We start from the raw sequence: 12,204 nt of genomic DNA on the forward strand, positions 1-12,204 counted from the left end.
AATAATCGTGTGATTACACCAAAACAATGAGTGGACATGGAGCAAGAAATATGGACAAACTCGCAGTAAATCTTTCAATGATTTTTACTGAAGTCCCTTTAATTGAACGGTTTGCTTTAGCACATCAACATGGTTTTCAACATGTAGAAATTCAATTTCCTTATGAACTGAGTATTGAAGAAATTCAAACACAGCTTGATCAACACCAACTCAGCCTGTGCCTAATCAATGTTCCTGCGGGTGATTTGATGCAAGGTGGCAATGGTTTAGCTGGAATTCCTGGCAAAGAGCTTGAATTCCATCAAGCTTTACTCAAAGCGATTGAATATGCCACTGCACTTAATGTCCCAAGCATCAATATCTTAGCAGGTAAGCAACCTTTGGATGCTGATCTATTACCATGTCTAAATGCTTTATCTAAGAACTTAAAACTTGCTTGCCATCTGTGTTCAGAACACAACATTCAACCTGTTTTTGAAATGATTAATGGCACAGATATGCCACGCTTTTTGGTGCAAAACATTGCCCAAGCGCAAGAGATGCTCGAAGCCGTACAGCATCCTGCACTAAAAATGCAATACGATTGTTATCACATGGCAATGATGGGCGAAAACATTCTCGCAGCTCTTCAAGAAAATATTGACTGGATTGGGCATATTCAATTTGCAGATTGCCCAGGACGACATGAACCAAATACCGCACAAATCAATTATGCTGAAATTTTCAAATGGCTTGCACAAAGTTCATACCCAGGTTTTGTTGCTGCTGAATACAAACCACAAGTTGATTCTAATCAATCATTTGCATGGAAAAGCCAATATTTTTCAAATAATCATCAAACTTAAAACGAAAAATTATCAACACGTGTTGTATGTATAAATTTGAATTTAATTACAAAAAGCGCTATATTAGAGGATGAGTAATTGTCTGGAAAATATACCTTACTATGAATTTAGAACCATCGCCCAGCGCTTCTAATTCTCTTGAACTTGCAATGAAATCTCACAAACAAGATGTGCAAACTTGCTTAAAAGTTGTACATGAAGCTCTACTTGATGTAAAAGCCAAAGATATTCTTGAACTTGATGTCAGCACTATTAGCAATGTCGCAGATGCAATTGTCATTGCGAGCGGTACATCAACCCGTCATGTTAAAGCACTTGCAGACAATGTTGCTGAAGAAGCACGTAAAGCAGGTTTTCGCCCAATTGGAGTCGAAGGCGAACGTGATGCTGAATGGATTTTGATTGATCTTGGCATTATCGTTGTTCATGTGATGCTACCAACAGCACGTAAATTCTATGATCTTGAAAGTTTATGGCGCACTACGCCTGAGCATGTAGCTTAAACAATATCAACAAAGTTATATTATAAATAAAGCGATCGCCATGATCGCTTTATTATTTGATATTGATCAAATTTGAGTGTAATACAATGCGTTTAAAAACAATATACATCAAACCAAAACCTAAAATAAACGTAAATAAAATACCAGAAAGCTGAGCCTCTAAATTTACCCCAATCGGTTTATTTTCAAATTGATTCATTAATACAGCTAAGGTTCCCCAAATACCACAACAACCGTGTATCACTACAACATCCACCACACTTCGAATTTTAATCCATGGTTTAAGCAATCGTGGCAATAGAAACGTTATTATGGCTGCAACAAAACCCACTACAAATGCCATATACCCATTAATCAAACCACAACTTGCTGTAATCGCAACCAAGCCTCCAAAAATTGCTTTAATTAAAATAGCGCGCTGTAATTGCCGAGGAAATATAATTGCAAAAAACAAGATCGCTGCACAAATACCCAGTAGTACAGCAACAATATTCATTAAGGTGGTACTGATATCAATACTGATTCCTGTGATAAATGCCACATTCAAACACGACCAAACCAACCACAAAACAAAACCTGCTAGTGAAAAAATTAACATTTTTTGTTCTTGAAAAATATAATGTGTTTCTTCTGGATATTGCTGATGATGCTGCCAAAATACCACATAGCCAGCCAACACAATCCAAGCCGCAAAAGAATGAATTACTGTAGCGCCTACATAATCTACAAAACCTAAATCCTTTAACCAATGCCAATTAATAATAATATCTCCCCAAGCAGCAATACTCAGGATAGGAAAAATAATCCCTGAGACAAGTAAACCAATCACCCAAAAAACTTTAGAGGAAAGATTAATGGGAATAATTCTGCCTACAATGGTCGTTATGGTGGAGGACATCAATATATAAAAAATGAAAATTTGCCATTGCCACCCATAAAGCCTTAAATCACCTGCCTGATTGTCATTATCTAAGATGTTAAAAAACACCAATAAAAAGCAAAAAATGAGATAAAATATATTTCCAACAATGGCTGATAAATAACTTATACCTAAGTTATAGAATGCCTTAGAATTTTTAACATAACCACCTTCAATGACTGCAAAACCTATTTGAGCCATTAAAACAAAAAGTGTTCCTAGAATAATTAATGAAAAATCAGAAAAAATATTTAAAGCGTTAAACTTTTCGGGTGATACAGTGGTCACCCCATAGCTTTGAGATATGCACAACAATATCACAAGACCAATAATAGATTGCTTCAAAAACTAAACCCCAATACATATACAGACTAATTATCCACGTTAAAATCTCTTTTATATTCCAATTGTTTTTTATTCCCAATCAAAAACTAGATTAATATTTAATTGAAATTTACTTCAGTTTATCAAATAACTTTTATTTAATTCAATTCTTTCTTTGAATAAGACCTCTTTTATATGGTATTGCTCTCTATAAAATCAATATATAGAATTGGGCAGTATTTATTTTGCGTAATTTTATATACTGCTAATAAGTTCTAAAATTTTAAAATAATAAAAAACCACCCGAAGGTTAATGCCAGTCAGTTAAGCAAAAAAAGTTAAAATGCTGTAAAAAGAGTGTATGTAAATACGCTCTTTTTTTTATGAAATTATCTCAGAATTTAGATATAACATTACAACAAACCTTGCCTTCACTTTCTCAATTTAGTGAGTTAATTGATTTAAACTGGATTGAAGATTGCTTAAATCAAACAGGTAAAGCATCCATTCGAAAAAGAAAACTTCCTGCTGAACATGTTGTTTGGTTAGTCATTGGACTTGCTCTATTTCGAAACCAACCAATTTGGTATGTAGTTCAGCAATTACAACTTGTTTTCGGTACAACAGAATACTGTGTACCTAGTGCATCGGTACAGGCAAGACAGCGCTTAGGTTTAGAACCTATGAGTGCTTTATTTTCAACATTAAGTCAGGCATGGCTTAAAGACTCACAACAACAATATAATAACTTTCATGGTCTGTGCGTTTGTGCTGTAGACGGCGTGGTTTGGTCTATGCCTCATACCGAAGAAAACTTTAAGCACTTTGGCTCTTCTAAAGGGAAAACAGCAGTTGTTCCTTATCCACAAGTTAGAGCAACTTGTCTTGTGAATACCAATACACATGAAATGATCGATGCCCAAATTGGCAGTATGGATCAAGGTGAATTAACCTTAGCTAGTCAATTAAAAGCACCTGCTCATAGTATTACCTTATTTGATCGTGCTTACTTCTCTGCTGATTTTTTAGTGAGTTGGCAATCTCAGGCAGAAGAAAGTCATTGGTTGATGCGTGCAAAAGATAACCTTCGTTATGAAGTTATTCACAATAATGCCGCCCATGACTTTCAGATAAAAATGCCTGTTTCACCAAGAGCAAAAAAGATCAATCCAGCATTAGGTGATTATTGGGAAGCCCGTTTGCTTGAAGTTGAATATGCAGGAAAAACGAGGCGTTACATTACATCATTGACAGATTCTAAAGCGTATCCATTCAAAGACCTTGCGATGCTTTATATGCAGCGTTGGGAAATAGAAATGTGTTATCGAGAAATTAAAAGTGATTTACAGGATTCAAAGGTTTTAAGAAGTAAGCAACCTGATTTGGTGTATCAAGAATTGTGGGGTGTATTTATAGCTTATAATATTTTGAGACGACAGATGAAATTTATCGCCCAACATGCAAATGTCAGTCCTTTAAGGATCAGTTTCCATATTGCATCCATAGGTATTATCAATATCTTAAGACATACGCCTTTAGAGTCAGCAGGAAACTTACCTAAACATTTAGCACAATTATTTGAACAATCAAAAATATTTGTATTACCTGAAAAAAGGCAGAGAGAATGTTCACGAGTCGTGAAAATTAAAGCACAAAAATATCCAAGAAAATGCCAGTCAATTTCTTAACTGACTGGCATTAACCCGAAGGTGGTTTTTTTATTTTTCGCTAAGTCTTTTTAAAGAAGCTTTTACAATATTGAATTAGTGTCCGCCACCATTAATAGCTTTGGTCATATCTTCCACCACTTTCTTCGCATCACCGAAGATCATCATGGTTTTTTCATTGTAGAACAAATCATTGTCTAAACCAGCATAACCTGTTGCCATAGAGCGTTTGATCACCATAATGGTACGTGCTTTGTGTGCTTCAAGGATCGGCATCCCATAGATTGGCGAGCTTGGATCATCTTTTGCAGCAGGGTTCACTACGTCGTTCGCACCAATCACAAGTACCACGTCTGTTGCAGGAAAATCTGAGTTAATCTCATCCATTTCTAGGATGTCTTCATAAGCAACATCAGCTTCAGCTAAAAGTACGTTCATGTGACCAGGCATACGACCAGCAACTGGGTGAATCGCAAAACGAACTGTTACACCTTGTTCTTTTAAGATTTCACACAATTCTTTTACAGCATTTTGCGCACGACCTTGCGCCATACCATAACCTGGTACGATCACAACACTGTCCGCATTTGACATCAAGAAACCAGCATCATCCGCAGAACCTGAACGGTAGTTACGTTGAACTTGTTCGCCTTTGTCAGCAGAAGCAACTGCTGCACCACCCATTGCACCACCAAACAATACGTTGATGATAGAACGGTTCATCGCTTTACACATGATGTAAGACAGAATCGCACCAGATGAACCTACAAGCGAACCTGCAACGATCAACATGTTGTTTTCAAGTGTGAAACCAATACCTGCTGCAGCCCAACCCGAGAATGAGTTAAGGAGTGAAACCACAACTGGCATATCACCGCCACCCACTGGTGCAATCCAAACCCAACCAAACGCAAGCGCAAGGACAGTCATTGCCCAGAATGCATTCATATTACCAGTCGTGAAGAAGTAAATCCCACACGCTAGCATTGCAAGAAAAATGATCGCTTGAACTGGCTTAACCCAACCACCTGAAATGGTTTTTGCCCATTTCTTCGCAGCCAATTTACCATAAGCAAAGACTGATGCCGTGAACGTGATCGCACCCACGAAACAGCCGACAAACAATTCAAATAAATGAACATTGCTCATGTGTGCATGTTGTACGCCTGCTGCAGTTAAAGCAGCTTCATTTTCAGCAAACAATGCAGTTAATTGGTTGTTATGTAGAATTGCAGCAATCGCAATCAATACTGCAGCCAAACCCACCAATGAGTGCATCAATGCCACAGTTTCAGGCATTTGTGTCATTGGAACTGTACGAGCACGTGCAATACCGACAACCGCGCCGAGCACCATTGCCCCACCAATCATCCAAATCACAGGATGTTCTGCAACAAAGAAAGTTGTGATCACAGCAATCGCCATGGCGATCATACCGTAACGGTTACCTGCAATTGCAGTTTTAGGACCTGAAAGACCACGTAAAGTTAAGATGAAAAGGACAGCACCAATAAGGTAGAACCAATCCGCATATTCTCGAATAAATTCCATAAATTAGCCCTCTTTTTTCTTTTGCTTAGGCTTGAACATTTCGAGCATACGCGCAGTTACAGCGAAACCACCAAAAATGTTAATACTTGCCAAGAACACTGCAACTGCACCAAGCACACTCACAACGTTAATTGATTGGAATTGCACACTTGCATCAACAATACCCGGAATACCGACAGTCTGAATCATCGCACCCACGATAATGATCGAAGACAATGCATTCGTTACTGCCATCAGTGGTGTATGTAATGCAGGCGTTACCCCCCAAACCACGTAGTAACCAACAAAAATGGCTAAGACGAAAATAGTAATAGTTTCAACCATGATGACTCTCCTTAACCACGCTTGAGCAGTACTTGACCGCCGTGAGTTACTAGAAGTGCTTTTTGAATTTCGTCTTCTTGATTCAATTTAAAGTTTTTATCTTGATCAAATAAAGTTTCTACGAAATTAAACACGTTACGTGCATATAGTGCAGATGCTTCTGTAGATACAGTCGCTGGAATATTTGGAATCCCTAAAATGGTCACGCCATTTTCAGTTACGACATTTTCACCGCACTTAGAACCTTCAACGTTACCGCCTGTTTCTACTGCCATGTCCAAAATGATTGAACCTGGTTTCATTTTCGCAACTGTTTCAGCTTTGATTAAACGAGGTGCATCACGACCCGGTAATAGCGCTGTAGTAATCACGATATCTGCATTAGATACAGCTTTATCGACAATAACTGCTTGGTCTTTAATGTACTGCTCACCCGGCATCCAACCATAACCATTTTTAGCAGCATCAGCAGCTTTTTGCTTTTCTTCGTCAGACATTGGAACGTCTAACCATTTACCACCTAATGACTCAACTTGGTCACGTGCAGTAGGACGTAAATCTGTTGCTTCAACCACAGCACCTAGACGTTTTGCTGTCGCAATCGCTTGTAAACCTGCAACACCAACCCCCATGATCACGACACGTGCTGGTTTTACTGTACCCGCAGCAGTCATGAGCATTGGGAACATACGCTGATATTCTGCAGCAGCTAAAAGCACAGACTTATAACCTGCAAGGTTCGCTTGAGATGACAATACGTCCATGTTTTGCGCACGTGATAATGTACGTGGCAAAAGCTCCAATGCAAATGCAGACACCTGTTGTGATGCAAATTGGTCAAGTTCAGGGTTACGATATGGGTCAAACATAGCAACAATCGTTGTGTTTGGCGCAAGCTTTTGAATCTCCTCACCCTTAGGTGCGCGAACTTTCAAAATTAATTGACTACCTGTGTAGGCATCATCCGTAATTTTGGCACCGACCTGTTCGTAAGCACTGTCGATATAAGCGGCTCTTACACCTGCTCCACGTTCAATGACTACGTTATGACCAGCGCTGATCAACTTCTTTACTGTCTCAGGTGTAGCAGCTACACGACTTTCTCCGACGACAGTTTCGGTTGGGATTCCGATCTGCATGAGCGTTCCTCAAGCTAATTTTTCTTCAAGTAAACATCGTATGAACGATGCTTCCCCCTAGGATGCGTTTTCTTCTAATTTTTGGATTCTAATTGAACTTTTTTAAAATACTACCCAATATTTATTTAATAAATGAGGTTATTTTGAACTCAACATTCACTTTTATAAATTAAAGACATACCTGATATTTATTTAGATTGATAATAGTTGGGATATTTAAGGGTGTTTTTTGACCTAAAGGGAAAATATTTAATGATTTTTCTTTCTTTTTATCTGCTTAAATCATGCTTTAAAAACTCAAATACAAATTAAAATTGGCTGTAACTACATTTATAGCTTAAAAAGCACTCTTTATTGCTTTTAGATATTTATTTAGAAAACAAGCCATTTATCCTATTTTTTTCTAGAATTAGCTTTTCTGACAATTTTATAGTGTTATTCAAGATATTTTATTGACTTAATTTCAGGCAAAAACTGTCAATTATGCCAAGTTTTTTCTATTACTTTTTTTAATTTCATTAATAAATAAAAGTACTTGTGCGAAATAAATTAAAATGCCCTATTTCAGTCCATTTTTAAATAAAAAAATTTTTAACTTTTTTCATTAGCCATTTTGCCAAATGATGACAAAATAGCAATCTCGAAACACTTTGCCATAAATTGCACAATTATAGTGCATTTATTATTCAGGCAACTGTTTCTCATCATGATTATTTGATTTAATTCACTTTCAAATGCTCTGTTGATGAAATAAGTGATCATTCATTTATTTTTCATTCCATATTTTGATGAGATTGATTCTTTTTTTGCATTTCATCTCTCAGTTCATAAGTTTTATACTTCAACTTAAACATCCGACATACACTCAATTGAGTGGTGAATAAAAGCCATGAAACTTTCGTTATCGCAGATGCAATTGGGTTCATTGTTTGCACTGGTTGCCGCTTTTCTTTTTAGCACTAAAGCAATTTTTATTAAACAAGCGTATGCCTTATCGCCCTTGGTTGATGGTACGGTATTAATGGCATTACGTATGGCGAGTGCCTTACCTTTTTTCTTATTAATTTGTTTGTTAAACCTCAAACGTAATCAAAATATCGCATGGAAAGATTGGACTTTGCTTATTTTTGCAGGTCTGCTGGGCTATTATTTTTCAAGTTGGTTAGATTTTTCTGGCTTGATGTATATCAGTGCATCCTTAGAACGTATTATTTTATTTTTATACCCAACTTTAACTGTATTGGCATCTTGTGCCATTTATAAACAAAGACTGAGCTTAAAAAGTAGTGTTGCCATTGTACTGAGCTATGGTGGAACGCTTATGGTCATGCTTCAAGAACAAAGTAGCGTCGCACACGAAAGTAATTTTTGGTTAGGGGTAAGTTTGGTGTTTGCAAGTGCGGTCTGCTTTGCTGCTTATCTTTTATTAACACCCCGTTTGATTGTGCGCTTTGGTTCTTGGAACTATACGGGTTTAGCGCTGAGCATTGCATGCATTGGAACATTGCTACATTTTATGCTCACCACGCCACAACCTTTGACTTTACTTATACGCTTGCCAAGTGAAATTATTTGGTATGGTATCGCTCTCGGTCTACTCGTCACAGTCTTACCCACCATTTTAATTGCACAGAGTATTTCTCGTTTAGGTGCAGCACAATCTGCCATGATTGGCTCAATGGGCCCGATCCTAACGATCATTTTGGCTGTTGCTTTATTAGGCGAGCATATGAATACAATTCAATGGTTAGGTTGCATCTTGAATATCATTGGTGTCATGATGATCACCCTGTCGAAAAAGAAACTCGCACAATAATCTGGGTAAATTATGCATTTTCACATTGTTGCGCCAAGTGCGTGTGTAGATATTGAAAAAGTTGAACTCGCACAAGAAAAGTTACAACGTTTAGGACATGAAGTTAGTCTTGCTGAGCATGTGTTTGAACAATATCGTTATTTGGCAGGAACTACAGAGCAACGTCTACAAGATTTAAAAAAGGCTTGTGAAGATCCCAAAATTGATGCAATTTGGTGTGCACGAGGTGGCACAGGCGCAGCAATGCTTCTGCCTTATTTACAAGAATGGATTTTAAGCAAACCAATCATTGGCTATTCAGACAGTACAGTTTTGTTGAATTATATTGCCATGCAAGGCGGCTTTGCGCTGCATGCCCCGGTATTTCAGGAAATCGCCTGTAAAAATCTAGAAAATGCACCACTTTCTACTGATGCCTTAGAAAGTATCGCCTTACTCAACACTCAATCAGCGCATACTTATGCTTTAACGGCATTAAATAGTTTTGCACAGTGTTTTAGCATTACAGATGCCCATATTTTAGGGGGCAATTTAACAGTTCTATGTACATTACAAGGCACGCCATATCATCTTCAATTAAAACAACCTTCGATCTTATTGATTGAAGATGTCGGTGAACCGTACTATCGTATTGAACGCTCTTTTATACAGTTATTACAAAGTATTGATACTGGTTTATTAACAGCGGTGGTTTTAGGTGATTTTTATCATTGTCCACAAAAAAATGTGCCACATAGTTTGACACAAATTTTAAATGAACATCTTGAAGCCCTGAATATTCCTTTATATCAATGTGACTGGTTTGGGCATGGTGAGCATAATCGCCCTTTTTGGCTCGGTAAAACAGGCAGTATTCAAGACGGATTATTAACGATCTAATTTTCATTTTGACCATTTTCCAACAATGACAGCAGAACAGTTTGAAAATGTGCTCCTGATGAATGCTCTGCAAACTGATCATCAGGATTACGTAGTGGGCATTCTTGCAAGGATAAGCATCCGCAACCAATACACTTATCGAGTTGATTGCGCAATTGCAATAAAGCAATTATCTGCTGATCAAGTTGTGCTTGCCATGTTTTAGACATTTTTGCCCAATCTTTTTTACTGGCAATTTGCTGTTTGGGTAAGACTGAAAATGCATCTTTGACTTGTTGCAAACTGATTCCAACCTGCTGGGCAACTTTGATAATTGCAATTCTTCTCAACATCGCCCGTTGATATCGGCGTTGATTACCTTGTGTACGAGTACTCCAAATCAATTGTTTTTCTTCATAAAAACGTACCGTCGGAATGCTTACACCACTACGCTCTGCCAGTTCGCCAATCGTCAGCCACGTATACGTTTGATTATTTTTCACCAACCACTTGACCTCAAGTTAACTTTAGCTTTGATACTAGCAAAATTATATCTTGCTATATAGAACGTCATTCTATGAACTCAGAAACTTCTCTTTCACGTATCCAAGCCTTTCAGCTTATTAACCCAAACACACTTTATAATCCACGTGCATTTGCGTATAGTCACATTGCCGAAGTAAAGCATTTTTTACGTGTGCTTCACATTTCTGGACAAGGTGGAGAAAACCAACAAGGTCAATTATCCTGTGATTTTTCAGCACAAACGCATCAAGCATTTCTGAACCTCCAATTGGCTTTGGCACATCTGGATGCTTCATTATTGGATATCGCTGTTTTACGCATTTTCGTGGTCGATCACTCCACAAAAAAACACCAATTTTTAATTCAAGAAATGCAAACATTATGGAAAAATCACCCTTTTCCTGCATGTACTTTGATTCCTGTGCCTTGTCTTGCGCTTCCTGCAATGCAAATAGAAATTGAAGCAACAGCTTATTGTTTATAACCCTGATGCGGAGCATTTATGCAAGCTGAACTCGATATTAGCCAAAATAAAGCATTATTGTGGCTAATGGCGATTGCCTGTGGTTTATGTGCGGGAGCAAATTATTATTGTCAGCCCTTGGTGCACTCCATACAGCAATATTTTCATGTTCCTGAGTCACAAGTTGCACTCACCGTTACATTTGCACAGGTGTCGTATGCTTTAGGTTTATTATTTATCGTACCTATCGGTGACATTGTTAATAAAACCAAATTTATTCCTTTGCTGATGTCTTTTGCCGCCTTAGGTTTATTGCTCTGTGCTTTTGCAGTAAATCTACCTATGCTTTGGATAGGCACAATTATCGCAGGATTATTTTCTGTTGCAGCTCAAGTTCTGATTCCCCTTGCAACCATGGCAGTTAAACCTGAAAAAACAGGTGAAGTTGTTGGCTTTTTAATGAGTGGCTTACTGGTGGGTCTATTACTCTCAACTAGTTTAGCGGGATTATTATCAGACCTTTTTCATTGGAAAGTGATCTATGCGGTGAGTGCCATTTTCATGTTCATTCTCGCTTTTTTGTTGAGTACTCGCTTACCCACAGTCACCACATTTAAAATGAGTTATCACCGTATTTTTCAGTCGATGGTACAATTAATTGTTGAAGAAAAACGTTTGGTTTTTCGTTCATTGATTGGTGGTTTTGCTTTTGCAGCCATGAGTATTTTATTTTCCACCATTGCAGTGTTATTGACGTCAAAACCTTTTGAATTACCTGATGTGATGGTCGGTGTTGCAACTTTAATCGGCGTGTTTGGTGCTTTAAGTACCACGAAAATCGGTAAAATTGCTGATCAAGGTTATACCAATAGTTTAACTTGGATTGGAATTGCCATTTTAGCACTCAGCTGGGGCTTTTTATATTTTGGTGGAACATCTCTAATCAGCTACATTCTCGGTTATGGCATTATCAGTTTAGGTTTAGCCATCGTACATAGTAGCAACCAAAATATTATTTTCCGTTTACGCCCTGATGCAAAATCACGCATTAACTCTATTTATATGACGACGTATTTTACAGGAGGTGCTTGTGGCTCTGCTTTAGGCATCTACGCATGGCATCATGGTGGCTGGACAATGAGTTGTATAGTCGGTTTAAGTTTGGTTATTGGATCAGCTTTTTTCGCAGTATTAGATCGTCTATTTTTAAATAAAACTCAAACTACCCAATAAATAAAAAGTCCCTAATTTAGGGACTTTAAATATATGA

At 37.7% G+C, this 12,204-nt stretch carries 12 protein-coding genes; 7 read left to right on the forward strand and 5 right to left on the reverse strand.

Annotated features, from left to right (window positions below; all coding sequences use genetic code 11):
- The first annotated feature begins 50 nt into the window (after window positions 1–50).
- Together DJ533_RS15790 and rsfS are read left to right on the forward strand one after the other, a co-directional pair.
- Window positions 51–845: a hydroxypyruvate isomerase family protein gene (locus tag DJ533_RS15790; protein WP_065994373.1), complete on the forward strand. Its 795-nt coding sequence runs from the start codon at window positions 51–53 to the stop codon at window positions 843–845.
- A 101-nt stretch (window positions 846–946) separates the two neighbouring features.
- Entirely contained in the window at window positions 947–1,348 is a 402-nt protein-coding gene (gene rsfS, locus DJ533_RS15795) for a ribosome silencing factor (RefSeq protein ID WP_065994372.1), read from the forward strand.
- 52 nt (window positions 1,349–1,400) lie between these two features.
- On the opposite strand, the gene DJ533_RS15800 is transcribed toward rsfS, so the two are convergent.
- Window positions 1,401–2,612, reverse strand: a complete 1,212-nt coding sequence (locus tag DJ533_RS15800) for a hypothetical protein (RefSeq protein ID WP_065994371.1) — start codon at window positions 2,610–2,612, stop codon at window positions 1,401–1,403.
- A gap of 362 nt (window positions 2,613–2,974) precedes the next feature.
- On the opposite strand from DJ533_RS15800, the gene DJ533_RS15805 reads away from it, so the two are divergent.
- A complete protein-coding gene (locus tag DJ533_RS15805) occupies window positions 2,975–4,279 on the forward strand; it encodes an IS4 family transposase (RefSeq protein ID WP_109849248.1) in 1,305 nt (434 codons plus the stop codon).
- 75 nt (window positions 4,280–4,354) lie between these two features.
- On the opposite strand, the gene DJ533_RS15810 is transcribed toward DJ533_RS15805, so the two are convergent.
- From DJ533_RS15810 to DJ533_RS15820, 3 genes are read right to left on the reverse strand one after another with little or no spacing between them, the layout of a single operon-like run.
- Entirely contained in the window at window positions 4,355–5,809 is a 1,455-nt protein-coding gene (locus tag DJ533_RS15810; protein WP_065995508.1) for an NAD(P)(+) transhydrogenase (Re/Si-specific) subunit beta, read from the reverse strand.
- A 3-nt stretch (window positions 5,810–5,812) separates the two neighbouring features.
- Window positions 5,813–6,133 (reverse strand): proton-translocating transhydrogenase family protein, encoded by a 321-nt coding sequence (locus DJ533_RS15815; RefSeq protein WP_065995507.1) that lies wholly within the window; start codon window positions 6,131–6,133, stop codon window positions 5,813–5,815.
- Between the two features lie 11 nt (window positions 6,134–6,144).
- Window positions 6,145–7,272, reverse strand: coding sequence for a Re/Si-specific NAD(P)(+) transhydrogenase subunit alpha (locus DJ533_RS15820; RefSeq protein ID WP_065995506.1), 1,128 nt, complete (start codon window positions 7,270–7,272; stop codon window positions 6,145–6,147).
- Between the two features lie 889 nt (window positions 7,273–8,161).
- Here DJ533_RS15820 and DJ533_RS15825 point away from each other — a divergent pair.
- On the forward strand, window positions 8,162–9,088 hold the full coding sequence (locus DJ533_RS15825; RefSeq protein ID WP_065995505.1) for a DMT family transporter: 927 nt from the start codon (window positions 8,162–8,164) through the stop codon (window positions 9,086–9,088).
- Between the two features lie 12 nt (window positions 9,089–9,100).
- Window positions 9,101–9,967: a S66 peptidase family protein gene (locus DJ533_RS15830; RefSeq protein ID WP_065995504.1), complete on the forward strand. Its 867-nt coding sequence runs from the start codon at window positions 9,101–9,103 to the stop codon at window positions 9,965–9,967.
- Here DJ533_RS15830 and soxR read toward each other — a convergent pair.
- Window positions 9,964–10,449 carry a redox-sensitive transcriptional activator SoxR gene (gene soxR, locus DJ533_RS15835; protein WP_065995503.1) on the reverse strand — a complete coding sequence of 162 codons (486 nt, stop codon included), beginning with the start codon at window positions 10,447–10,449 and terminating at the stop codon, window positions 9,964–9,966. The two genes, DJ533_RS15830 and soxR, sit on opposite strands and share 4 nt — an antisense overlap.
- 74 nt (window positions 10,450–10,523) lie before the next feature.
- Here soxR and DJ533_RS15840 point away from each other — a divergent pair, with 74 nt between their 5' ends.
- Window positions 10,524–10,955: a RidA family protein gene (locus tag DJ533_RS15840; protein ID WP_065995502.1), complete on the forward strand. Its 432-nt coding sequence runs from the start codon at window positions 10,524–10,526 to the stop codon at window positions 10,953–10,955.
- 18 nt (window positions 10,956–10,973) lie between these two features.
- Window positions 10,974–12,167 (forward strand): MFS transporter, encoded by a 1,194-nt coding sequence (locus tag DJ533_RS15845; protein ID WP_065995501.1) that lies wholly within the window; start codon window positions 10,974–10,976, stop codon window positions 12,165–12,167.
- The last annotated feature ends 37 nt before the right edge of the window (window positions 12,168–12,204 follow it).

The sequence above is a fragment of the Acinetobacter defluvii genome (assembly GCF_001704615.3).
Classification (GTDB): domain Bacteria; phylum Pseudomonadota; class Gammaproteobacteria; order Pseudomonadales; family Moraxellaceae; genus Acinetobacter; species Acinetobacter defluvii.